This is a genomic window from Streptomyces sp. cf386 (genome assembly GCF_900103585.1).
Lineage (GTDB): Bacteria > Actinomycetota > Actinomycetes > Streptomycetales > Streptomycetaceae > Streptomyces.
In genome coordinates, this window is the sequence record NZ_FNHV01000018.1 from 169,997 (window position 1) to 192,473 (window position 22,477).

Consider the following 22,477-nt stretch of genomic DNA (forward strand, 5'->3'; position numbering starts at 1 on the left):
CCGCCGACCGGCGAAACCCTCGCCGTCGCCGACTCAAGTCCGTGTTCAGCTCACCGCTTCTCGTCATCGCCCGCACAGCCCCGTGCAGGCGATGGATCCGCCGTGGCCTGCCGCGGCCAATTCCTCCTCAGGAGCCGCTATGACTCACGCAGCGCAAGTCGACACCAGCGCGGTGCCCGCCGGCGAAACACAGGAACGCAACCGGCCTCCCCTTTCCCGCCCCATGATCGCGGTGGGCTTCCTGCTGATCGTCCTCTCCTACATGGTCAACGCCATGGACCGCCAGGTCTTCCCTCCCCTGCTGCCCAACATCCGTGAGGATTACGGGTTCTCGCTGGAGCAGGGCGGACTACTGGCAACCAACTTCACCCTCGGCATGGCCCTGGCCGGCCTTCCCGCGGGCTATCTCCTGGACCGCTTCCGCCGCAAGACCGTGCTGCTGGTCAGCATCGTGATCTACTCCCTGGGCACGATGGCCACTCCGCTGGCGACCGGCTTCGCCGACATGAGTGCGTACCGGGTGGTCTCGGGCTTCGGAGAGGGCATGCAGTCAGCCGCCATCTTCGCGGCGATGGGCGCCTTCTTCGCTCACCGGCGCGGCCTCGCCTTCGGTGTCATCGGTGCGGGCTACTCCATCGGCGTCTTCATCGCCCCGCTGATCGGCGTCCGGCTCATGAGCACGCACGGCACCTGGCACTCGCCCTTCTACGTGTTCGGCGCGGCCGGGCTGCTGATCGCGGCCGTCTCCCTGTTCCTCGTGAAGACCGGCCTGACCGAGACCTCCGTGGAGAAGGTCGTCGCGACGAAGACCTACGAGCACATGCCGACCTCCGCCTACAACCGCAACACCATCGCGCTGGCGGTCCACTCGGTCGTCAGCGGTGTGGCCATCTACGGGTTCCTCGGTCTCTACCCGACGTACCTCATCACCTCGCTGCACTACAGCACCGAGCAGGCCGCGCTGGCCATGAGCCTTCTCGGGTTCGGAGGCATGACGGCCATCTTCGGCGGCTGGCTCGGAGACCGGGTGAACCAGCGCACCCTGCTGATCGTGAGCCTGCTGGCCGTCTCCGCCATCAGTGTGTGCATCTACGAAACGCAGGCCGGCGTCGGCGTGCAGTGCGTGTTCGCCTTCCTCATGGGCGCCTTCGGGCTGGGCTTCATCTACCCCAACACCAACAGCGCGATCCAGCGGGCCGTCCGCCCCGAACAGATCGGACGCGCCTCCGGCCTCTTCGTCTCCAGCTACTACGGGCCGGCGGCGTTCTCGGGCCTGCTCTTCGCCGCCCTGGTGGACTCCTTCGGCTGGAGCCAGGCCGGGCTGCTGCAGGTCACGGTCCTGCCGCTGTTGGCCGTCGCCGCCCTCATCTTCGTCCGCACGTCGCAGTTCAACAACGCGGTCCGCTAGCGAGCCCATCCGCAGGACATCTGTCGCCGTGTCGCACCGGGCGAACCTGGCGCGACACGGCGACACACCATGGGCAGGACACGGTGGCGCACCGCCGACATGCCGCGGGGCCTGCCCACCGCCGAGCGGTGGGCAGGCCCCGCGGGCATCCCGAGTCAGAAGCTCTCGGCCACGACCGGATTGCGCAGGACGCCGATGCCCTCGATCTCCACCTCGACCTCGTCACCAGGACGGATCGGCCCGACACCGGAAGGCGTACCAGTCATGATCACGTCGCCGGGCAGCAGCGTCAGATAGCGGCTGAGGTAGCTGACGATGTCGGGGACGGCGAGCAGCAGGTCGGCCGTACTCGCCGACTGCACGACGGTGCCGTTCACACGCGTCGTCAGCGACAGTCCCGAGGGGTCGAGTTCGGTCGCGATGACCGGTCCGAGGGGAGCGAAGGTGTCCTGCCCCTTTCCGATCAGAAGCGTTCCGTATTTGCTTTCCTTGCGCTGGACGATGCGATCGCTGACATCATTGCCGCAGGTGTAGCCGAGGATGTACTCGTGGGCCTCGGTGGGCTTCACATGGCGGGCTTCCTTTCCGATGACGACAACCAACTCGCCCTCGAAATGAATCAGTTCGCCGTCCGCCGGATAGACGATGGCGTCACCCGGCCCCACAACCGCCGTGCTCGGCTTCATGAAACACACGGGAACTTCCGGAACCTCACGGTCGGTCTCGTCAACGTGTGAGGCGTAGTTGTAGGCGAATCCGAAGATCCGGGGCCGCTCGAGCGGCGGGAGAACGACCACGTCGTCGGCTTTGTCAATGTGCCCCGTAGGGGACAGCCCGGTGAAGGGATCACCCTCGAATCTGGCGATTCGGGCGTCACCGACTTCCAGTTCACCGTAGTGACGCACACCGTCGACGGCATACCTGACGATCCGCACGGAATACCTCCGCAACTAGGCAGCCGGGGACGGCTGCACGGCCCATCCAGCAGTGCTAACGTTAGCACAACGGCAATGATCAACCCGAGGCCCCTCCTCTCCGACCACAGAGCGCGACGCGAACGCTATCGTTGGCACACGGAAAGTAAGCGGCACGGGACAAGTCACCCGAGGGGGCCCAGTACGTGATCACCACCAAGGACATCGCCGAACGCCTCGGACTCTCCGTCTCGACGGTCGGCCGGGCACTCTCCGACGACTCCCGCATCAGCGAGGAGACCAAGTTCCGGGTCCGCCAGGCCGCTTCCGAGATGGGCTACGTCGGCAACCGCGCTGCGCGGATGATGCGGGGCGCGTCCAGCAATGTGGTCGCGTTGGTGATCCCGGACATCCGTAACAGCTTCTACTCGACCATCGCGCACGAGCTGTCCAAGAGCATGGAGGCCGAGGGCTACCAGCTGATGCTCTCGGAGACCGACGACGACCGGATGGTGGAGCTGCGCCATTTGCGGGAGCTGTCCGCGACCCGCGTGGCGGGCGTCATCATCGTGCCCACCGCGCGCCCGCACAGCGACTCCGTCAAACTCCTGCGCACGATGCCGCACCTGCAGCTGCTACGCCGCCACCCGTCGCTCGGCTCCCAGTGGTTCGGCGTGGACGACCGTGAGGCACTGCGCCGGGCCACCGCCCATCTCGTGGAGCTGGGGCACACCCGCATCGCCTACCTGGGCGGCCCGGTCGAACTACCCACGGGTGCGGACCGCCTGGAGGGCTTCCGCAGCGCTCTTCACGAAGGCGGCCTCCCGGACGATGCCGGACGGACGGAGCTGGGACCGCCGTCGTCCGTGGACCACGGCCGCCAGGCAGTGCGCCGGCTGCTGAAGGAGCCGGATGCGCCCACCGCGCTCGTACTGGGATCGATCCAGCTCACCCTCGGCGTCCTGGAGGAGCTGTCCAAGCAGGGTGTGAAGGTGCCCGGGGAACTGTCCGTGGTCGGGTTCGGGGACGAGCCGGGTTTCTCCTGGTGGGGTCCGGGACTGACCACGATCGGCCTGCCGATCCAGGAGATGGCCGCCGGCTGCGCCCTGTGGATGATGCGCCGCCTCAAGACCAAGCCGAGCAACGACGGCCCGTACACGTCGGTCTCCCCCGGATCACTGGTCCTGCGCGGCAGCACGGCGCCCCCCGGCGGCCCGGCTCCGTCCAGGCCCCGCTGAACCGCGGGCGGCGCCCACCCCATCCACGGAAGGCGCCCGGAGCTCACTGCTCCGGGCGCCTTCCGTGTGTCCGGCGGCAGGTCAGTACGCTCCGCTGCGCAACCGGCGCATGACACGGGCGGTGCGTACGAGCTCGTCGAGCACCTGCTCGGCAGCGGTCTCGTGAATCTTGCCGGGCCGGAAGGCTCCGTCCTCGACGCATTCGTTGACGAACGGGATGCTCACGGTCGGACCGATCGGCAGCATCCTCAGATTCGCGACGACCTGCTTGCCCATCTGCACCGCCCGGGTGCCCGCCGAGACACCTCCATAGCTCACGAAGCCGGCCGGCTTGTGCTGCCACTCCACGACGAGGTAGTCCCACGCGTTCTTCAACGGGGCGGGGAAGCCGCCGTTGTACTCCGGGGTGACGAACACGAACGCGTCCGACGCGTCGACGATCCGGCTCCACTCACGGGTGTGACTCTTCGTGTACTGCCGTAGGGCGGGCGGATGCGGCTCGTCGAAGAAGGGCAGAGCGAGTTCCTGCAGGTCGACGGTGTGCGCCTCGAACTCGTCGTACTCAGCCGCCCGGGCCGTGAACCAGTCCGCGACGGACCTGCCCACCCGTCCGGGACGAGTACTGGCCACCACGGTGGTGAGGGTCATCGGCGCCACAGAGGCATCGGGTGCCATATCGGGCTCGCTTTCTCTTCGGCCGCGGCCGGGCCCGGCGGACCCGCCCCTTTCCTGTGCTGTCCGTCCGTCCAGGAAGAGCGCAGGCCCGCCGGAGTCATCGCCGGAGCGGAATCGTGCGAACGATAGCATTGACTCGCCAGTGAACCAATAGAGCGAAGCAAACCCCTTGCCCGCAGGTGCACAGTGCTAGCTACCCCCTTGACATCGACGCCGACACTTCGCACGATTGCGCTATCGTTAGCATGCCAGCCGCGATGAGCGAGCAATCTTCGTCATCGCCCTTCGCACCCGTAAGCCCCGGGTCGACTCCGGCACGACGGCGAAGAGAGCCGTACGACACTTCGCCCGCCGCCGACACCGGTAGTACCCGGCACCCGGTCCGGAAGTCACACCGCTGATTCGACCCCCACCGGTTCGTCAGCGAGGACCTTGCACACGCCTCAGATCTCCGGGGCGTCCGCCCCACCGTGACCGGCGCCGGCACGAGACACCGCCCTTCCTCCGATCGTCCGAACTCCGAAAGGTTGCACCGCCATGACAGACGCGCGGATCGCCAAACTCCACGGCCGCAGGGTGTGGGATTCACGTGGCCGGCCGACCGTCGAGGTCGAAGCCCACCTGGCGGACGGTGCGATCGGGCGGGCCATCGCGCCGGCAGGAGCCTCGACGGGGCAGGGCGAAGCGCTCGATCTGCGCGACGGCGGCGACCGCTTCGGCGGGTTCGACGTCCACCGCGCGGTGGGCTCGGTGAACCACGAGTTCGCGCCCGCCCTCATGGATCTCGACGCGACCGACCAGGAGACCGTCGACCGTCTCCTGGTGGACCTCGATGGAACCCCCGACCGCAGCCGTCTCGGCGGCAACGCGATCGTGGCCACGTCCATGGCCATCCTGCACGCCACCGCCGCGTCGGCTCGCGTACCGCTGTGGCAACACCTGGCGGGCGGCCGACCGGTCCGCATCCCGCTGCCGGAGATCCAGATCTTCGGCGGCGGCGCCCACGCGGACCGCCGGGTCGACGTACAGGACTTCATGGTGATGTGCCCTGCGGCAGCAAGCTTCTCGGAAGCGCTGGACTGGACCGCGGAGATCTACCGGGCGGCCGGAAGCCTCATGCGTCGGGCGGGCAAGGCACAGGGAGTGGCCGACGAGGGCGGATTCTGGCCCGCGTTCGACTCCAACGAGGAGGCGCTGGAGACACTGACCCGCGCCATCAAGACCGCGGGCTTCACTCCCTCGACCCAGGTGGGCATCTCACTGGACGTCGCCGCCTCGCAGTTCGGCAGTGGCGGGCGGTACACGCTGGCCCTGGACGACCGCACCCTCGGCACCGAAGAGCTGATCGACATGCTGGGCGGCTGGATCGAGCAGTATCCGATCCTGTCCGTCGAGGACCCGGTGGGCGAGGACGACCATGACGGCATGCTGGAGTTCACCCGGCGCTACGGCCACCGCTGCCAGGTGATCGGCGACGACTACCTGGTCACGAACGCCAAGCGGGTGGAGGCGGCGGCAACCGCCGGAGCGGTGAACGCCGTTCTCGTCAAGCCGAACCAGGCCGGAACGGTCACAGAGGCGTTCCAGGCGCTGCGTGCTGGAAAGGATGCCGGCTTCGGCACGATCGTCTCGGCGCGTTCCGGGGAAACCGAGGACATCACCATTGCCCATCTCAGTGTCGGATGGGACGCGGGCCAGCTGAAGGTCGGCTCGTTCACGCGCTCCGAGCGCATGGCGAAATGGAACGAGGTTCTGCGCATCGAGGAGTCCCTCGGTGAATCCGCGGAATTCAGCGGGTGGTCCGCCCTCACATTCGCCGGATCAGGGCCCATTGCGGCCAAGCCGTAAAACGCATCGAAGTATTACAGTCATCGCATTCCAGAGCCGATCGGAGCACGGAGGCCCGCATGCTGCCACCCGTCAATCTGCGCCCGAGTTTCAACATCACCCGCTCCAGCCACGTCCGTCTCACGGTCGCCGATCTGGCCGAGAGCCGGAACTTCTACGTGAACGCGCTGGGTCTCGTCGTCAGCGATGAGGACGAGCGCACGTGCTATCTGCGCGGCCTGGCCGAAGCCTGTCACCACAGCCTCGTTCTGGAGCTGGACGAGGAGGGCGCGGGCTCGTGCCGGAGGATCGGCTTCCGGGTCTTCTTCGACGAGGACCTCGATCTCGCGTACGCCTGGTTCCGTGACCGGGGGCTGCCCGCCGAGTGGGTCGACGTCCCGTACCAGGGCCGCACCCTGCACGTCAGCGACCCCATCGGTACGCCACTGGAACTGTGCGCGCACATGGAGACCAGGCCTCGGCTGCACATCGACTTCGAGCGGTACAAGGGCGCCCACGCGCAGCGGCTGGACCACTACCAGGTCTTCGCGCCCGACACCTTTGAGCTGTGCGCGTTCTACAGCGAGCTCGGCTTCCGCAACTCGGAGTACCTGGAGCACGGCGACACGTTGCTGGGTGCGTTCATGTACCGCAAGGGCACCTGTCTGGACCTGGCGATCGTGGAGAACACCGGTCCCGCCCTGCACCACTTCGCCTACACCGTCTCCGAGAGCCGCGACATCTTCACCGCCTGCGACTGGGCGGGCATCCTCGGCTACGGCGACGGCGTGGAGCGGGGCCCCGGACGGCACGGTCCGGGCGGGATGCTCTTCGTCTACCTCCGCGACCCCGACGGCCACCGGGTGGAGGTCTTCAACAGCCATTACCAGACGATCGACACCGAGATCGAGCCCGTCCGCTGGGACGCTGCATCGCTGAGCACCAACGCCCGCTGGGGCCTGCCGGCCCTGGAGAAGTGGTACTTCGAGGCGTCGCCCTTCGTCGGCGCGCCCCAGATCCCGCCGGCCGAACCACCGAAGCCCATGTCGCTGGAGCGGTTCCTGCTCGAACAGCCCCTCCCCTGACCTTTCGCAGGTTCCCTTCCCCCGACCCTTCGCATGTCAGTCCCCCAAGGAGACGCCATGGCACGAGTGCCCTACCTGCGCCGCGAGGACGCGGACGAGTCGATGAAGCCGCTGTACGACCGGCTGGAGACCGAACGCAAGGTACCGACCGCGAACATCTTCCTCGCCCTCGCCAACGCCCCCACCCAGCTGGACGCCTTCCTGACCTACGCCAACTCGCTGCGGGCCGCCGACCTCAGCCCGAAACTGCGCGAGCTGGCCATTCTCACCGTAGGTCACGCGACCCGGTCCGCGTACGAGGTCGCGCACCACCAGTCGCACGGTCTCAAGGCGGGGCTCACAGAGGAACAGCTCGCGGCGGTGGCCGACTTCGAGTCGTCCGACCTGTTCGACGTGACGGAGAAGGCGGTGATGCGCCTCGCCAGAGAATCCACGCTCCGGGTCGATGTGTCGGAGGAGACATGGCGTGCCGCCGCCGACCTTCTGACGGACCGGCAGATGGTCGAACTGTCATTGTCCATTGCCTGGTACAACTCCGGCGTCCGCATCATGGGGCTGCTGGACATCGACCTTGAGGCCAATTACCAGGACCCCTTCCCGAATTCGTAGTCATCGGCACCGTACGGCTCATCAATTCAGGAGTATTTCAATGGCGAAAATGCTCGCTGCACGACTGCACGCGCTCGGTGAGCCGATGTCCGTGGACACGATCGACGTGCCCACCCCACGGCCGACCGACGTGCTGGTGCGGGTCAAGGCGTGCGGGATCGTGCCGAACATGGCCAACGTGATCAACAACTGGCCCACCTGGTACCCGCACCAGCCGCTGCCCAAGCTCCCCGCGATCTTCGGCCTGGATCCCACGGGTGTGGTCGAGGCGGTCGGCGAGGCCGTACTCAACACCAAGCCCGGCGACCGGGTCTATGTGAGCCCCCTGCGGTCCTGCGGCAGTTGCCAGGTGTGCCGCGGCGGCGAACTCAGCCGGTGCCGCTACTTCACGCTGAACGGCTACTTCAGCACGTCCCGTGACGGCCAGCGGATCTTCGACCTCTACCCTTACGGCGGCTTCGCGGAGTACATGACCGCCCCGCAGTACTCGATCGTCAACATCCCGGACAACATGACGTTCGAGCAGGCCGGCAAGCTCGGCTACATCGGCACCTCCTACGGAGCCCTCAAGCACGCCGCGGCCGGCCCCGGCCAGGTCGCGCTGATCGACGGAATCACCGGCACTCTCGGCGTCGCCTCCACCCTCCTCGCGCTGGCCTCGGGCGTCTCCAAGGTCCTCGGAACCGGCCGCAACGAGGAGCTCCTCAAGCGTGTCAAGGAACTGGCCCCGGACCGGATCGAAGTCATGCGGCTGGGCGAGGGCTCCACCGGCGAGTGGGCCAAGTCCCGCACCGGCGGCGAGGGGGCGGACTTCGTCATCAGCGCCCTGGGGGCAAAGGCCCCGGTCGAGACGATGCTCGACTCGATGCAGGGTGTCCGCCGGGGCGGCAAGGTGGTCAACGTCGGGGGCGTGGCCGACCGGTTGCCCGTGGACGTGAAGTGGCTCATGGACGAGCAGGTCCAGCTGATCGGCTCCAACTGGTTCACCACCGCACAGGGCCAGGAAGTCGCAGACATGGTGGCCACCGGAGCCCTGGACCTGTCCTACCTGATCACCAAGCCCTTCCCCCTGTCGAATGTCAACGAGGCGATCTCGGGACGCGCCACGGACAGCGACGGCGGATTCAGCAATTACGTCGTGACGCCCTGAACCGCTGATCGTTCATACTCACCCCGCGGCGGCCCTGTTCTGCCCTGACGCCGCCGCGGGGTGTCCCAGCAGGACGGAGGAGCCGATGGAACTGCGCTGGCTGGAATCGTTCGTTGTCGTCGCGGAGGAGCTGCACTTCGCGCGGGCTTCGGACCGTCTGCATCTCGCCCCGTCGGCCCTCAGCGCCCAGATCAGAGCGCTGGAGTCACACCTGGGCGTACGCCTGATCGACCGTGGACGACGCACCCGCCCGGCGCTGACCAGTGCCGGGCAGCTGTTCTTGGAGGAGGCACGGCTGACGCTCGCCCAGGTCGCCCGGGCCGAGGCAGTGGGCCGCCGTGCCGGTCGCGGGGAGCTGGGGCACGCCCAGATCGCGTACGTCGCCTCGGCCGCGTTCTCCGGAGTGCTGACCGACGTCCTCACCCGCTGCGCGGCGCCAGGCACTCAGCTCACCGTGCAGGTACGCGAGTTGGAGACCCCTGCACAGCTGGAGGCGCTGGCCTGCGGGGACATCGACGTCGGATTCCTGCGCTGGCGGCCCGAGTACCCGCCCGAAGTCACGGCCACCTGTCTGCTCACCGAGAAGGTCGTCCTGGCGCTTCCGGCCGACGCGCCGCTCGCGGCCTACGAGGCGATACCGGCGGCGAAGCTGCGCGACGAGCAGTTCGTGGCCCCGCACTTCGACGAGGAGTACGGCTGCCGCGACCAGATCCTGGAGGTGGCGGAGCAGGGGGGTTTCAGCCCACGGTGCGCTCCCCCGGTGCGGGACTTCATTGCAGCCCTGACGCTGGTGGGTGGTGGTCTCGCGGTAGCCCTGGTCCCCGATTCACTGCGCCGTGTGCAGATCCCGGGTGTGGCCTACCGTTCGCTGGCGGACGTACCGCTGACCACCCGACTGGTGGGCGCCTACCGCAGGAGCGAGACCTCGCCCGCGGTCCGCGCTGTGATCCGCCGTCTGCGCGAGGCGGCTGCCGCCACGGTCACTGCCGGCTGAAGCGGCGGCGTCCCCCCAACGGGCCGCCCCCCGAGCCCACTGCGGCCTCCTCGTGCTCGCCTCGCTGTCCGGTCAATGCCGAACCGACGCATGTTTGTACGCGGAAAACGCACCATCTGAGCAGGTCAGAGGGGGTGCACCCAGCCTACGCTCGACACGGCACCAGACACCGTGGCGGCGGCCGTCGACCGCCGCCGGACGGAGAGGGCAGGCGGAGGAACACATGACATCGATCAAGCACGTGGGCGTCGTCGGGGCCGGACAAATGGGCCGGGGCATCACCGAGGTCTGCGCCCGGGCCGGACTGCAGGTCACGTTGTGCGACGTGACCGAGGACAGGGCCCGTACCGGACTGGCCGGCGTTGCGGACTCCCTGCTCAAGGCGGAGAAGCGCGGCGCCATCACCCCGGACGACCGCGCTCATGCCCTGGCCGGGATCTCGGTCACCGCCGACCTCACCGGCCTGTCCGGGTCGGACCTGGTCATCGAGGCTGCCGTGGAGGACGAGCAGGCCAAGACGGCGCTGTTCCGGCAGTTGGACGAGGTGGTCACCGACCCGGCCGCCGTGCTGGCCAGCAACACCTCCTCGATCCCCATCGCCCGGCTCGCTGCGGCTACCGGGCGGCCGGAGGCGGTGGTCGGCCTGCACTTCTTCAACCCGGTCCCGGTCCTGCCACTGGTCGAGGTGATCCCGTCATTGCACACCTCGAAGGCCACGGAACTGCGCGTGCGTGCCTTCGCCGGCGAGATCCTGGGCAAGAAGACCATCGTCGCCGAGGACCGCGCGGGCTTCGTCGTGAACTCCCTGCTGATTCCTTACCTGTTGGCAGCAGTCCGGATGGTCAGCTCGGGTACGGCGACGGCGGAGGACATCGACACAGGGATGACCGCCGGTTGCGCCCACCCCATGGGCCCGCTGCGCCTTGCCGACCTCATCGGCCTGGACACCGTGGCGGCGATAGGCGAGGCGCTGTACGAGGAGTACCGGGAACCGCTGTACGCCCCTCCCCCGTTGCTGCGCCGGATGGTCGAATCGGGGCTGCTGGGCCGGAAGTCGGGACAGGGGTTCTTCAACTACCAGGCGGCCTGAGGGCCGGCGCTCCAGCGGGGCGACTGCCGCCGCCGAGCAGACAGCTGCCGTGCGCCGACCGCCCGCCGGCAGCGGCACGGCCTTCGCCCACCAGCCGACGTCATCCACGGGCCGCGCGCGCCTCCCGGGGGCTCATGCCGTGCACCGCCTTGAAGGCGTGGCTGAAGTGGGCCGGGTCCGGGAAACCCCAACGCCCGCCGATAGCACCGACCGGAAGGTGGTCCATGGCGGGATCGACGAGGTCCTGCCGACACCGGGCGAGACGCTGTTCCCGGATCCAGCCCGCGACGGTGTACCCCTGCTCGGCCAGCAACTTGTACAGGTAGCGGCGGGATATGCGGTGGGCTGCCGCGATGCCCTCGGGGCTCAGCCGGGGGTCGGGGAGCCGCTGTTCCATGTACGCGAGGATGCGCCGGGTGAGCTGGTCCGGGCCGTCGCCCTCGGCTGCCCGGTCCGCGTCGGCGCGCTCCGCGAGCAGGGTTCCGATCAGGTCGACCACGTTGTCGGCGAGCCGGGGCGTGCCACGGGACTCCAGGTGCTCCACCTGCTGAGCCAGCCCGTACAGGAAAGGCAGTACCGCCGGGCCGAGCCCGTCATGACGCGACACCGCAGTCGCCGTCACCCGCGCCAGATCACGCTCCGCCATCTTCAACATGGCCTGCGGAAACATCAGTACGAGGCCGCTGTGGCGCTGATCGAGCTCGTAGGTGAAGGGACGGCGAGTGTCGTAGATCACCAGTTCGCCCGGACCCACCCGAACCTGACGGTCTCTCTGGGTGAGGACGCCCTGCCCGGAGAGCTGCAGAGTGAGCTGGACGAAGTCGGGTGCGTCGGAGCCGATGTGCCTGCGGGTGCGGGCGATGCTGTGCGGTTCGGCGGTGATGAGGGACATCAGTACCTGGCCGAACCGCGCGGCGTGCAGCGACGCGTGGAAGTCGGAGCTCTCGCGCGGCAGCACATCCAGGGGCGCCAGATTCCGGCTGACGGCGTCCCGCCAGCATTCCAGTCTCTCCGTGGCCGTGCCATCGCTCGGCGTCGTTATCCGGGGCATACGGCTCACCTCCTGGCGCATCCGGTCCCCGAGGAAAAGAACTCGAATTGCCCTCCTCCTGAGAGGGATTCTAAATCGCACCGGACGAGCCGTAACCGGCCTTTACGACGGATCTTTTCGGCTGTCGCCGGCGTCCGGGGAGTGGTGCTCAGCCAAGCAAATTGCCTGTGCTCCCGTACACAAGCGGGCCATGTGCCTCTCCCCACATCATTCGGGCAGTGACGAGGAGATATCGGCCGGGGTCCGTGCAGGACGAGCACGACACGGCCCGGTGAACCGCCCCGCCGGAACCTCGCTGCCGCGTCCTCAGCCGGGAGCGTCCCGGGGGAGCGGGCGGCCCTTCTCCTCAAGCCGTTGAGGCAACCATCCATCAGCCGCACCAGGTCCCCCCGGACCAAAAGCATTCTCAAGGACCGATCATGACGACATTGCTCCAGCCCACTCCGTCCCAGGACCGGACGACCGACGACAGCGTGCTCGGCCGGGTGCGCGCACACCTGCCCGAGATCGCGGCGCGCTCCGCCGAGGCCGAGACGGCCCGGGCGGTCCCCGCGGAGATCATCACCGCGCTGCGCGAGGCCGGTGTGTTCCGGATGAGCCTGCCCAGGGTGTGGGGCGGTGAACAGCTCGATCTGGTGGAGAGCGCCAAGGTGGTCCGGGAGATCTCACGGGCCGACGGATCGACCGGCTGGACCGTCCAGGCAGCCTCGATGGCCTGGTTCTTCGTACGGTCGCTGCCTCGGGAGACGTTCGAGAAGGAGGTCTTCGGCAACGGCGGCGACCTGATGCTCCGTGGGGCGATCGCCCCGAAGGGCAAGGCGACGCCGGTGGCGGGCGGCTACCGGATCGCTGGCCGCTGGCCGCTGGCCAGCGGCTCCTTCACCCCTGACTGGATCCTCGCGGGCTTCGTGGTCGAGGGCGCGCCGCCGCTGCCGGACGGCCGTCCGGACATGCGCGTCGCGCTGGTCCGCCCCGAGCAGGTCACGTTCCTCGACACCTGGGACGCGGTGGGCCTGCGTGCCACGCAGAGCACCGACTTCACGATGGACGACGTCTTCGTGCCCGAACACTTCACGGGCCCGCTGGTGGGCGGCAACAACATCCCCGCGCCCTTCTACCACCTGCCGTACACCGCCACCGGTGCCTCGCACGACGCCGTCATCATCGGCTGTCTGGAGGGCGCGCTCGGCGATCTCGCCGAATTGGCCGCCACCAAGCGGCCGGCGTTCAACCCCAGGGTGGTCATCGGTGAGGACCCGGTGTTCCAGGAGAAGTTCGCCGATCTGCACCTGCGCACGGCGGCGCTGTCGGCCTTGATGGAGCAGACCGGCCGCACCGTCATGGACCGGGCGCTGGCGGGCGAGGAGCCCACCCCAACCGAGTGGTTCAGCTACACCGGCGGCCACCAGCACATCCACCACGAGGGCATCCGGATCCTCAACGAGATCATGACGCTGTCGGGCAGCGCGGGCCTCTACAGCTCCAGCCCGATGCAGCGTCGCTGGCGCGACGTCCGCTGCGTCTCCCAGCATGTGGCGGGCAACAACGGCTCGCTGCGGCGCCTGGGCGCGGTCCTGTCGGGTCAGGAGGACGTCCGATGAGCCCGCTCGTCACGACACCGTCGGATCCCGCCGAACTGCGCCAGGCGTTCGGCTGCTTCCCGTCCGGGGTGACGGCCCTGTGCGCACTTGACTCCGGTACGCCGGTGGGGATGGCCGCGAGTACGTTCACTCCGGTCTCCCTCGAACCCCCCTTGGTGTCTGTCTGCGTCCAGGACACCTCGTCGACCTGGCCGAAACTGCGGAAGCAGAGCCGCCTGGGCCTGAGCGTGCTGGCCGAGGGGCAGGACCTGATCTGCCGTTCGCTGGCCGGGAAAGACGGTAACCGGTTCTCGGACGTCGACTGGGAGGCGAGCGAGGACGGCAGCGTGTACGTCCACGGCGCCAACCTCTGGCTGGACTGCTCCGTCCGCTCCGAGTTCCCCGGCGGCGACCACACGATCGTCGTGCTGGAGATACACGGTCTGAAGGCCGAACCCGACCGGGAGCCACTGGTGTTCCACGGCAGCCGGTTCAGGCGCCTGGCCGTCTGATGGGCCGATAGCCGCGATGGGAGCCCCTCGACCCCCGATGTGCAGGTAGCGGGAGTCGAGGGGCTCCCGCGCGGGAATCATCCTGGGCGAACTCCACTGCTCAGGCCGCGAACCATGTCAGCGGGCTGCGCGACGAGCGACCACTTCCTCCGTGAGCTGGGGAGCCACCGCGAACAGGTCGCCCACTACGCCGTGGTCGGCGAGGCCGAAGATGGGCGCCTCCGGGTCCTTGTTGACCGCGATGATCGTCTTGGAGGTCTGCATTCCGGCGAGGTGCTGGATGGCGCCGGAGATGCCCAGCGCGATGTACAGCTGGGGGGAGACGGTTTTGCCGGTCTGCCCGACCTGGAACTGGTGCGGGTAGTAGCCGGCATCGACCGCGGCACGCGAAGCACCCACCGCACCTCCCAGGGCGTCCGCCAGTTCCTCCACCACCTTGAAGCCCTCCGCTCCTCCGACACCGCGGCCTCCGGAGACGACGACACTCGCCTCGGTGAGCCCTGGCCGGTCGCCCGCGGGTGCGGCGCGCCGGTCGGTGATACGGGCGGAGGCCGAGGGGTCGACCGACGGCAGCACGAGTTCCCGTTCCACCGCCGCAACCGGGTGCTCCTCCGGCTCGACGGCACCCGGACGCAGAGCGAGCACCGGCGTGCCGTGGGTGACTTCGGAGCGCACGGTGTACGACCCGCCGAAGACGATCTGGGTGACCACCCCGGAGGGGTCCAGGTCGACCGCATCGATCAGCAACCCTGCGTCCAGCCGCGCGGCGAGGCGCCCCGCCACCTCCCTGCCGTCCGTCGTCGCGGAGACCAGAACGGCGGCGGGACAGGCGTCCCGAACCGCGAGTTCCAGGGCGTCGACGGCGGGCGTGGCGAGGAACTGTCCTGCTTCCTCTGACTCAGCCGCGTAGACGCTGGTGGCGCCGTGGCGGGCTAGGGATTCATTGAGACGCGCCGCAGTACCGGGAGTTCCCACGACGACGGCGGCCGGGTCCCCCAGCCGCCGTGCGGCAGCCAGGAGTTCGTAGATGGACTTGTGGACACGTTCCCCGTCGTGGTCGACGAGGACGAGGACATCGGGCATGGGTGCCTGCTTCTTGATCGTGCTTCCTGGTCGCGCTGCTTGGTCGAGACAGGGGGGCGGGGCGCGGTTCAGACGAGTTTCTGGGCGATGAGGTGCTCGACGAGCTGTCGGCCGGCCGAGCCGTCGTCCGTGATGCGGATTCCGGCGGCCCGCGGCGGACGCGGGACGGCCTCCACGACGCGGGTGCGGGTCACGAGGAACCCGGCGTCGTCCGCGTCGGGGAACAGGTCGTCGAGGTCGATCGTGTCCACCGGCTTCTTCTTGGCGGCCATGATGCCCTTGAAGGAGGGGTAGCGCGACTCGTTGATCTTCTCCGTGACGCTGACCAGCGCGGGCAGTGGCGCCTTCAGGGTCGCCTCGCCGCCCTCGGTCTCGCGCTCGGCGCTCACCTGTCCCGCCTCCACGGTCAGCTGCCGGACGTGCGTGAGCTGCGGCAGGCCGAGCAGATCGGCGACGACGGCCGGGACCGCGCTCGCCTGTCCGTCGGTGGTCGCGTTGCCCGCCAGTACCAGGTCGACGTCCTCCACCGTCCGCACGGCGGCCGCCAGGACTTTGGCGGTGGTCAGCAGGTCCGCGCCGCGCAGCCGGTCGTCGCAGATGTGGATTCCGCGGTCGGCGCCCATCGCCAGGACCTTGCGGATGGCATCGAGTGCGGAGTCGGGTCCCATGGAGACGACGGTGATGTGGGCGTCCGCGGTCTCCTTCAGTGTCAGGGCCTCTTCGGCGGCGCGTTCGTTGATCTCGTCCAGGACGAGGTCGGCGTCCTCGCGATCGAGGAGGTGGTCGGCCTGGGACAGAGTGCGTTCGGCACTGGTGTCGGGGACCTGCTTGACGAGTACGACGATGTTCACAGGCGTAGTCCTTCAGCCGGTGGTCAGCGGAACGCCGGATAGCCGGTGATCGTCTGACCGACGACCAGCGTGTGCATCTCGCTGGTGCCTTCGTAGGTGAGCACGGATTCCAGGTTGTTGGCGTGGCGCAGCGGCGAGTACTCCAGGGAGATGCCGTTGGCCCCGAGGACGGTGCGGCACTCCCGAGCGATGGCGATAGCTTCCCGGACGTTGTTGAGCTTGCCGACGCTGATCTGCTCGGGCCTGATGCGGTGCTGGTCCTTGAGTCGGCCCAGGTGGAGGGCGAGCAGCGCGGCATTGCCCAGGGACACGCTCATGTCGGCGAGCTTCTTCTGGGTGAGCTGGAATGCGCTGATCGGCTTGTCGAACTGCACGCGGGAGTCGGCGTACTCGATGGCCGCCTGGAGCGAGTCGCGGGCGGCGCCGACGGCACCGAACAAGATGCCGAAGCGTGCCTCGTTGAGGCAGGACAGCGGTCCGCGCAGGCCCTCGGCGAGCGGCAGTCGCGCCGCGTCGGGCAGCCGTACGTTGTCGAAGTACAGCTCCGAGGTGATGGACGCGCGCAGCGACATCTTCTGCTTGATGTCCTGCGTGGTGAACCCCGGCGTGCCGCGCGGCACGAGGAAGCCGCGAATGCCGTCCTCGGTCTGTGCCCAGACGGTGGCCACGTCCGCGATGCCGCCGTTGGTGATCCACATCTTGGAGCCGTTCAGGATCCAGTCGTCGCCGTCCCGGACGGCACGGGTGCGCATTCCGGAGGGGTTGCTGCCGAAGTCGGGTTCGGTCAGGCCGAAGCAGCCGATCGCCTCACCGGCGGCGAGCCGGGGCAGCCACTCCTGCTTCTGCTCCTCCGAGCCCCACTTCCAGATGGAGAACATCGACAGCGACCCCTGTACGGAGACGAAGCTGCGGAAGCCCGAGTCGGCCGCTTCCAGTTCCAGGCAGGCGAGGCCGTAGCTGACCGCGTTCGTCCCAGCACAGTCGTAGCCTTCGAGGTGCATGCCGAGAACGCCCAATTTCCCCAATTCCGGAGCGAGTTCACGGGCGAAGTGCGCGTTCTCGAACCACTCGCCGATGTGCGGGCGCACCCGGTCGGCGAGGAACCTGGCGACGGTGGCCTGGATCTCGCGCTCCTCGTCGGTGAGGACGGAGGCGATGTCGAGCAGTTCGAGGGGGTCCTTCATCGGCTTGCCGTTCATGCTGGGATCCTTGTCATCAGGGGTGGGAAATCCGGTGGGTTGGTTCGGTCGTGGTGCCGACGCCGCGAACGGTCAGGTGGCCGCTCCGTGTCACGCGGAGGCGGAGTCGGACCGGCCGGCAGGGCTGGAGGGGCCGTGGAGGATCTCCGCCGTGTGCTGGCCCAGGCGGGGCGGGGGCAGGCGGTACCGCGCGGGTGTTCCGCTCAGCGCGATGGGGTGCGCGACCTGGCGGGAGGGCCTGCCTTCTTCTCCGTCGGCCGGGACGGCGGGGATGTCGACGATGCCGGGAAGGCCGAGCTTCTGCGCGAAGGCGAAGGCATCGTCGAGGGTGTTGACCGGTCCGGCGGGCACCCCGGCGGCCAGCAGGACGGCCGACCAGTGGTCGGCACCTGCCGCGCTGAGCCGCTGGACCAGGATGTCCCGGAGTCCGGCACGGTGGGCGACCCGGTCGGCGTTGCTGCGGAAGCGGTCATCGAGGGCGAGACCGGGATCCCCGACGCACTCGGCGAGCGCCGCGAACTGCCGGTCGGTGCCCACCGCGAGGGCGAGCGGACGGTCGGTGGTCGGGAAGGTCTCGTACGGGGCGATGCTCGGGTGTGCGTTGCCCATGCGCCCCGGTACGACACCGGCGACAGCGAAGGCCGATGCCTGGTTGACCATGGCGGACAGCAGGGAGCCGAGCAGGTTCACCTCCACGAGCTGCCCCTCTCCGGTGGCGTCCCGGTGCCGCAGGGCAGCCAGGATGCCGAGCGAGGCGTGCAGTCCGGTGATCACGTCGACCAGGGCCACTCCCGCCTTCACCGGCTCCCCGTGTACGTCCCCGGTCACGCTCATCAGGCCGCCGACGGCCTGCACGAGCAGGTCGTATCCAGGGATCGCGGCGCCGACTCCGCTGCCGAAACCGCTGATCGAGCAGTAGATCAGCTCAGGGCGCCGGGCACGGAGCTCCTGATGTCCGAGCCCCAGCCGTTCCATCGTGCCGGGCCGGAAGTTCTCCACCAGCACGTCAGACTCGGCGGCCAGGGCACGGGCCTGTTCCAGGCCCGCCTCGGTCGTCAGGTCCAGTACGACGGACCTCTTGTTCCGGTTGACGCTCAGGAAATACGTCGACGTTCCGTCGTGGTCCGCGGGAGGGTGCCAGGCCCGGGTGTCGTCCCCGATCCCCGGCCGCTCCACCTTCACCACGTCGGCGCCGAGGTCGGCGAGGAGCATCGTGGCATAGGGACCCGCGAGAACCCGGGAGAAGTCGGCGATACGCACACCCTCCAGTGCGCCCCGTCCCGCTCCGTCGACAACGCCGGCCCATCCGTCCGGCGCGTTGTACTGGGTGCCCACGCACCCTCCTCTCTGATCGTGCCGCCTACGCGAACGTGACATGGCCGGAGTCGCTCCCCGTCACCACCAGCGCTCCAAAGCCGTTGCACGGTAGGTGAGTTCGATGAGGGGAAGCCCCTGATCGAGGGGCGCGACGGCCCGCACGACACGTACCCTCGCCCCGACCGCGACCACCACCGGTGCCGTCCTGGTGACCTGACAGACCAGGGTGAATCCCTCGTCCATCGCGACGAACCAGGTGTTGAGCGGGGTCTGTCCGATACGGCGAACGAGGACCCCGGCACCCGTGCTGTGCTCCCGTTTGAAGGCCGTGGACCCACAGGCACGGCAGAACGAACGGCGGTAGGCCGGAGTGCCGCACCAGAGGCAGCGCTGGAAGAGCAGTTCGCGGCAGCCCGCCGGGGTGTTCGGTGTGACGGGCGCGGTCGTGGCGGGCGCGATCGTGGCGGCGGCAGCCGCTTCGCGGTCTTCCCGCAACTCGGCGGGTTCACGGATGTCTGTCCGGAGCATCACGGCCTCCTGCACGCAGTTCGGTGACCGGAAAACGGGAGATCGGAATCCGATCTGGCTCCACCACCCTGGCCCTGTCGCAGATCGCCGGTCAACGACGAGCTGACGCATCTTTGTGCGCGGAACGCGTTCCATTCGCTGAGGTCAGAGCCGGTTTCCAGGCGCTATCCTCACAGCGCGGCCCCCGACGGGTCAGGGCCATCATCGAGCATCTTGCCCAGGTGGCCACGGTCGTAGGACCAGAGGTATGGCGGATGGGCAGCGCCCTGTCTGCAGGGGGTTGCAGTGTCGTCTTCTCCGTCCTCCGCCTGCGCCTTTCTTCCCATCGAACGAGCCCGTTCTCACGGGCGTGATCCGCCCAGCAGCGAGCGCAACTGCGTGCGCCCCCGGTGCAGTCGGGACAGCACCGTGCCGACGGGGGTCTGCATGATGTCGGCGATCTCCCGAACGGTGAAGCCCTCGACATAGGCGAGGTACACGGCGATCCGGAATCCTTCCGGAAGGGCCCGCAGCGCCGCTTCGACATCCCCGTCGGGCAGGCGGTCGAGCACCTCCGATTCCGCGGAGCGCAGCCCCGTGGCGGTATGCGACTCGGCGCGGGCAAGCTGCCAGTCCTCTATCTCCACCGTGCCGTCACGCTGCGGGCGGCGCTGCTGTGCGCGGCAGGAGTTGAGGAACGTGGTGGTGAGGATGCGGTAGAGCCACGCCCTGAGATTCGTGCCCTCGCGGAACTGGTGGAACGAGGCGTAGGCCCTGGCATACGTCTCCTGCACCAGATCCTCGGCGTCGGCCGGATGGCAGGTCATGCGCAAGGCGGCCGAGTAGAGCCGGTCGAGGAACGCCAGGGCCGGTTCGAACCGCGCGTGACGCTGCGCCTCGGACTCCCTTCGGCCCTGGCGCCCACGGTCGGCACCGTCCATGACTGTGCTCATAGGGCCTCCTGCATGGCGGCCTGGGTTCCCCGCTCGCGGGGCGGCGGGCTCAAACGTCGACGACCGGAGCGGCCGCCGAGGTACCTTCGGTGAATCGCGGCAGGGAGGCGGCGCCGACCGCGAGCAGGGCCACGATGCCCATCTGCACGTACTCGACGTCGGCGAAGGCGTGAGCGACGTCGTGCGGACCCAGGGTCAGGTAGAGGGTCCCGAGCGTGGCCACGCCGAGGGCGAGTCCGCTCTGCTGCAGGGTGATCAGTACGCCGCTGCCGATGCCGCCGAGGTGGGCGGGAACGTCGGCGAGCACGCTGCGGAACAGACCGGCGAACAGCATCGACTGCCCGGCGCCCACCAGGGCGAGCGGCCCGGCCATGGCCCAGAGACCGACATGCGGCCAGTTCGCAACCAGCACCGTCACCAGCAAGGCCAGGCCGACGAGTTGGACGATGGCACCTGCGGTCAGGGCCGCCCTGCCGTAGCGGCTGATGACGCGGGGCGCGAGCAGGGAACCGGCGAAGAACAGCAGGGCCATGGGCAGAATGGCCAGGCCACCGTGCAGAGCGTTGGCGTGCAGGCCGTTCTGGACGGTGAGGGCGAAGACGAACATGAACGCGCCGAAGCCGACGCTGAAGGCGAACACCATGACCAGGCCGCGTGACATCGACGGCAGGCGCAGCACGGACGGCGGCAGCAGCGGGACCTCGCCACGCTGCTCGGCGCGCTTCTCCACGACGTAGGTGGCGGCGCCGAGGACGACCGCAGCGGCGAGCGACAGCCAGGTCCACCACGGCCAGCCCAGCGAGTGACCCTCGGTCAGGGGAACCAGCAGGGCGGTCAGCGTGGCGGCGAACAGCACGGTGCCGGGCAGGTCGATGCCGACCGGATGGTGCGAACGGGTGTCGGGCACGACGCGGGCCGCGACGACCAGCACCAGCACGCCTATGGGCACGTTGACCAGGAAGATCGGTCGCCAGGAGGTGCCGGCTATGTCGGCGCTGACCAACAACCCTCCCACCAACTGCCCGACCACGGCGGCGATTCCGGAGGTGGCGCCGTACAACGCCACGGCACGCGCCCTGCGTTCCCCTTCCAGGACGTGATGGAAGGTCGCCAGCACCTGCGGAATGAGCAGGGCGGCAGTGGCGCCCTGGACGATGCGGGCCCCGATCAGGACGCCCACGTCGGAAGCAACTCCGCAGGCCAGTGAGGCCAGTACGAAGCCCACCAACGCGCCGAGAAAGACGCGACGGCGGCCGTAGCGGTCGCCCAGCCGGCCGCCGAGAACCAGCAACGTCGCGTACGCGACGCCGTACCCGGCGATCACCAGCTCCAGCGACGATGCCGAGGCATGCAGCGAGGCGTCGATGCTGGGCAGAGCCACGTTGGTGATGAAGAAGTCCATGATCGGCAGGAACGCGCCGGCCAGCAGGATGAACACCCCGGCCGGATGCAGCCCGCCTGCGCGGGCCGCGGCATGGGGCGAGAGCCTGCTCGCCCTGGCATGCCGGGAGGAAGTGATCGTCGTCATGACAGCCTCCAGAAGGCAGAGAGATTATGAGGTCATAACTACATGCCTCGCAATGAGTATGAGGTCATAACCACTTCCGGGCAACCCCGTACCCTGGAGCCGTGACGGAGGAGCAGACACACCCAACGGGCTCGATGACCGCGCCGAACGATGAGCAGCGGTGGGCCGAGCTGGCCGACCTCATCCTGATCATCAGTCGGGAGATCCAGTTCCGCGGCTACACCGACGAGCGGGCCATCCCGCTCTCCCCGTCCGAGGGCATGGTGATGCGCTACCTCCAGCACGAGCCCGCCGCCCCGCCCAACCGCATCGCCACGGCGACCGGACTGCAGCGCACCAACCTCTCCACCGTCCTGCGCGGACTGGAGCAGAAGGGCCTCATCGAGCGACGCGCCGACCCGGGCGACCGCCGCGGTGTCACCGTCCACGTCACCGAACATGGACGCGCCAACTACGCCCTCGTCCGCCGGGAATGGGCCGCAGCCGTCTCAGCAGCGGCCCACCACGACTCCACACACCTCGACGCCGCCCTCACCCTGCTCGGCGCCATGGAAACCGGCCTGGCCAAGTCACGGCCACGGACCCGCGCCACACATCCGACGACGGAGTCTTGAACGCCTGGCGGGGTCCCACACTTCGCGACCGTACCGGCACCCCCGTCCGCTCACGTCAGGGCGAGGAACCCGCGCGGGCACAGGAACTGTCAGGTGTCAGCGCTGGAGTACGCGGCGGCAGCGGTGATCACAGGAAGCCATGTCAGCGCCCTGACCAGCCCATTTACAAAGTTCCTTCCCCCTGACAGAAGCCGCCTTGCCTAACGACCTCGTGCATGGTTGGCCGTGGCTCAGCCCCCAGGTGGCTCGTTGAGCTGTGCATGGTGGGGGCTGGGGCGCGTGAGTTGATCGT

Annotated in this window: 20 protein-coding genes and 1 pseudogene; 11 read left to right on the forward strand and 10 right to left on the reverse strand. The window is 68.6% G+C overall.

Annotated elements, in window-relative coordinates:
* Positions 1 to 139: 139 nt before the first annotated feature.
* A complete protein-coding gene (locus BLU79_RS36595; RefSeq protein WP_093910295.1) occupies positions 140 to 1,408 on the forward strand; it encodes an MFS transporter in 1,269 nt (422 codons plus the stop codon).
* 155 nt (positions 1,409 to 1,563) lie between these two features.
* Here the strand turns inward: BLU79_RS36595 and BLU79_RS36600 are convergent, their stop codons facing one another.
* Positions 1,564 to 2,343 (reverse strand): fumarylacetoacetate hydrolase family protein, encoded by a 780-nt coding sequence (locus BLU79_RS36600; protein ID WP_093910296.1) that lies wholly within the window; start codon positions 2,341 to 2,343, stop codon positions 1,564 to 1,566.
* A 185-nt stretch (positions 2,344 to 2,528) separates the two neighbouring features.
* Between BLU79_RS36600 and BLU79_RS36605 the strand changes: the two genes are divergently transcribed.
* Entirely contained in the window at positions 2,529 to 3,560 is a 1,032-nt protein-coding gene (locus BLU79_RS36605; protein WP_093910297.1) for a LacI family DNA-binding transcriptional regulator, read from the forward strand.
* An 81-nt stretch (positions 3,561 to 3,641) separates the two neighbouring features.
* On the opposite strand, the gene BLU79_RS36610 is transcribed toward BLU79_RS36605, so the two are convergent.
* Positions 3,642 to 4,208, reverse strand: a complete 567-nt coding sequence (locus BLU79_RS36610; RefSeq protein ID WP_093910298.1) for an NADPH-dependent FMN reductase — start codon at positions 4,206 to 4,208, stop codon at positions 3,642 to 3,644.
* Between the two features lie 564 nt (positions 4,209 to 4,772).
* On the opposite strand from BLU79_RS36610, the gene eno reads away from it, so the two are divergent.
* The 6 genes from eno (at position 4,773) to BLU79_RS36640 (ending at position 10,990) form a co-directional block, all read left to right on the forward strand.
* Positions 4,773 to 6,083 carry a phosphopyruvate hydratase gene (gene eno, locus BLU79_RS36615; protein WP_093910299.1) on the forward strand — a complete coding sequence of 437 codons (1,311 nt, stop codon included), beginning with the start codon at positions 4,773 to 4,775 and terminating at the stop codon, positions 6,081 to 6,083.
* A 59-nt stretch (positions 6,084 to 6,142) separates the two neighbouring features.
* Positions 6,143 to 7,147: a VOC family protein gene (locus BLU79_RS36620; protein ID WP_093910300.1), complete on the forward strand. Its 1,005-nt coding sequence runs from the start codon at positions 6,143 to 6,145 to the stop codon at positions 7,145 to 7,147.
* 57 nt (positions 7,148 to 7,204) lie between these two features.
* Positions 7,205 to 7,756: a carboxymuconolactone decarboxylase family protein gene (locus BLU79_RS36625; RefSeq protein WP_093910301.1), complete on the forward strand. Its 552-nt coding sequence runs from the start codon at positions 7,205 to 7,207 to the stop codon at positions 7,754 to 7,756.
* A gap of 49 nt (positions 7,757 to 7,805) precedes the next feature.
* Positions 7,806 to 8,906 carry an alcohol dehydrogenase catalytic domain-containing protein gene (locus BLU79_RS36630; protein ID WP_093910302.1) on the forward strand — a complete coding sequence of 367 codons (1,101 nt, stop codon included), beginning with the start codon at positions 7,806 to 7,808 and terminating at the stop codon, positions 8,904 to 8,906.
* An 85-nt stretch (positions 8,907 to 8,991) separates the two neighbouring features.
* Complete coding sequence (locus tag BLU79_RS36635; protein ID WP_093910303.1) at positions 8,992 to 9,900, forward strand: LysR substrate-binding domain-containing protein; 909 nt, start codon at positions 8,992 to 8,994, stop codon at positions 9,898 to 9,900.
* A 223-nt stretch (positions 9,901 to 10,123) separates the two neighbouring features.
* Positions 10,124 to 10,990, forward strand: a complete 867-nt coding sequence (locus tag BLU79_RS36640; protein WP_093910304.1) for a 3-hydroxybutyryl-CoA dehydrogenase — start codon at positions 10,124 to 10,126, stop codon at positions 10,988 to 10,990.
* A gap of 100 nt (positions 10,991 to 11,090) precedes the next feature.
* Here BLU79_RS36640 and BLU79_RS36645 read toward each other — a convergent pair whose 3' ends face one another.
* Positions 11,091 to 12,041, reverse strand: a complete 951-nt coding sequence (locus BLU79_RS36645; RefSeq protein WP_177001322.1) for an AraC-like ligand-binding domain-containing protein — start codon at positions 12,039 to 12,041, stop codon at positions 11,091 to 11,093.
* A 419-nt stretch (positions 12,042 to 12,460) separates the two neighbouring features.
* Between BLU79_RS36645 and BLU79_RS36650 the strand changes: the two genes are divergently transcribed.
* Together BLU79_RS36650 and BLU79_RS36655 are read left to right on the forward strand one after the other, a co-directional pair.
* Positions 12,461 to 13,642, forward strand: a complete 1,182-nt coding sequence (locus tag BLU79_RS36650) for an acyl-CoA dehydrogenase family protein (protein ID WP_093910306.1) — start codon at positions 12,461 to 12,463, stop codon at positions 13,640 to 13,642.
* The gene (locus BLU79_RS36655) at positions 13,639 to 14,133 is read left to right on the forward strand and encodes a flavin reductase family protein (protein WP_093910307.1); all 495 of its coding nucleotides are present in this window, start codon (positions 13,639 to 13,641) and stop codon (positions 14,131 to 14,133) included. The genes BLU79_RS36650 and BLU79_RS36655 overlap by 4 nt, the downstream gene beginning before the upstream one ends.
* 117 nt (positions 14,134 to 14,250) lie before the next feature.
* Here BLU79_RS36655 and BLU79_RS36660 read toward each other — a convergent pair whose 3' ends face one another.
* The 7 genes and pseudogenes from BLU79_RS36660 to BLU79_RS36690 all read right to left on the reverse strand — a co-directional run bounded on the left by BLU79_RS36660 (position 14,251) and on the right by BLU79_RS36690 (position 21,571).
* The gene (locus BLU79_RS36660) at positions 14,251 to 15,216 is read right to left on the reverse strand and encodes an electron transfer flavoprotein subunit alpha/FixB family protein (RefSeq protein ID WP_093910308.1); all 966 of its coding nucleotides are present in this window, start codon (positions 15,214 to 15,216) and stop codon (positions 14,251 to 14,253) included.
* A gap of 68 nt (positions 15,217 to 15,284) precedes the next feature.
* On the reverse strand, positions 15,285 to 16,067 hold the full coding sequence (locus BLU79_RS36665; RefSeq protein WP_093910309.1) for an electron transfer flavoprotein subunit beta/FixA family protein: 783 nt from the start codon (positions 16,065 to 16,067) through the stop codon (positions 15,285 to 15,287).
* Positions 16,068 to 16,090: 23 nt separating this feature from the next.
* On the reverse strand, positions 16,091 to 17,266 hold the full coding sequence (locus tag BLU79_RS36670; protein ID WP_093910310.1) for an acyl-CoA dehydrogenase family protein: 1,176 nt from the start codon (positions 17,264 to 17,266) through the stop codon (positions 16,091 to 16,093).
* 90 nt (positions 17,267 to 17,356) lie between these two features.
* Positions 17,357 to 18,601 carry a CaiB/BaiF CoA transferase family protein gene (locus tag BLU79_RS36675; RefSeq protein ID WP_256333594.1) on the reverse strand — a complete coding sequence of 415 codons (1,245 nt, stop codon included), beginning with the start codon at positions 18,599 to 18,601 and terminating at the stop codon, positions 17,357 to 17,359.
* 60 nt (positions 18,602 to 18,661) lie between these two features.
* Positions 18,662 to 19,111, reverse strand: a complete 450-nt coding sequence (locus BLU79_RS36680) for a PhlB family protein (RefSeq protein ID WP_093910312.1) — start codon at positions 19,109 to 19,111, stop codon at positions 18,662 to 18,664.
* 328 nt (positions 19,112 to 19,439) lie between these two features.
* Positions 19,440 to 20,043: pseudogene (locus tag BLU79_RS36685) on the reverse strand (sigma-70 family RNA polymerase sigma factor); the annotation flags it as partial.
* Between the two features lie 49 nt (positions 20,044 to 20,092).
* Positions 20,093 to 21,571: an MFS transporter gene (locus BLU79_RS36690; protein ID WP_093910314.1), complete on the reverse strand. Its 1,479-nt coding sequence runs from the start codon at positions 21,569 to 21,571 to the stop codon at positions 20,093 to 20,095.
* A gap of 101 nt (positions 21,572 to 21,672) precedes the next feature.
* On the opposite strand from BLU79_RS36690, the gene BLU79_RS36695 reads away from it, so the two are divergent.
* Positions 21,673 to 22,185 carry a MarR family winged helix-turn-helix transcriptional regulator gene (locus BLU79_RS36695; protein ID WP_256333595.1) on the forward strand — a complete coding sequence of 171 codons (513 nt, stop codon included), beginning with the start codon at positions 21,673 to 21,675 and terminating at the stop codon, positions 22,183 to 22,185.
* The last annotated feature ends 292 nt before the right edge of the window (positions 22,186 to 22,477 follow it).

Coding starts and splice junctions, on each gene's coding strand:
- BLU79_RS36595 (WP_093910295.1), top strand. CDS start 140: ATGACTCACGCAGCGCAAGTCGACACCAGCGCGGTGCCCGCCGGCGAA.
- BLU79_RS36610 (WP_093910298.1), bottom strand. CDS start 4,208: ATGACCCTCACCACCGTGGTGGCCAGTACTCGTCCCGGACGGGTGGGC.
- eno (WP_093910299.1), top strand. CDS start 4,773: ATGACAGACGCGCGGATCGCCAAACTCCACGGCCGCAGGGTGTGGGAT.
- BLU79_RS36620 (WP_093910300.1), top strand. CDS start 6,143: ATGCTGCCACCCGTCAATCTGCGCCCGAGTTTCAACATCACCCGCTCC.
- BLU79_RS36625 (WP_093910301.1), top strand. CDS start 7,205: ATGGCACGAGTGCCCTACCTGCGCCGCGAGGACGCGGACGAGTCGATG.
- BLU79_RS36630 (WP_093910302.1), top strand. CDS start 7,806: ATGCTCGCTGCACGACTGCACGCGCTCGGTGAGCCGATGTCCGTGGAC.
- BLU79_RS36635 (WP_093910303.1), top strand. CDS start 8,992: ATGGAACTGCGCTGGCTGGAATCGTTCGTTGTCGTCGCGGAGGAGCTG.
- BLU79_RS36640 (WP_093910304.1), top strand. CDS start 10,124: ATGACATCGATCAAGCACGTGGGCGTCGTCGGGGCCGGACAAATGGGC.
- BLU79_RS36645 (WP_177001322.1), bottom strand. CDS start 12,041: ATGCCCCGGATAACGACGCCGAGCGATGGCACGGCCACGGAGAGACTG.
- BLU79_RS36650 (WP_093910306.1), top strand. CDS start 12,461: ATGACGACATTGCTCCAGCCCACTCCGTCCCAGGACCGGACGACCGAC.
- BLU79_RS36655 (WP_093910307.1), top strand. CDS start 13,639: ATGAGCCCGCTCGTCACGACACCGTCGGATCCCGCCGAACTGCGCCAG.
- BLU79_RS36660 (WP_093910308.1), bottom strand. CDS start 15,216: ATGCCCGATGTCCTCGTCCTCGTCGACCACGACGGGGAACGTGTCCAC.
- BLU79_RS36670 (WP_093910310.1), bottom strand. CDS start 17,266: ATGAACGGCAAGCCGATGAAGGACCCCCTCGAACTGCTCGACATCGCC.
- BLU79_RS36680 (WP_093910312.1), bottom strand. CDS start 19,111: ATGCTCCGGACAGACATCCGTGAACCCGCCGAGTTGCGGGAAGACCGC.
- BLU79_RS36690 (WP_093910314.1), bottom strand. CDS start 21,571: ATGACGACGATCACTTCCTCCCGGCATGCCAGGGCGAGCAGGCTCTCG.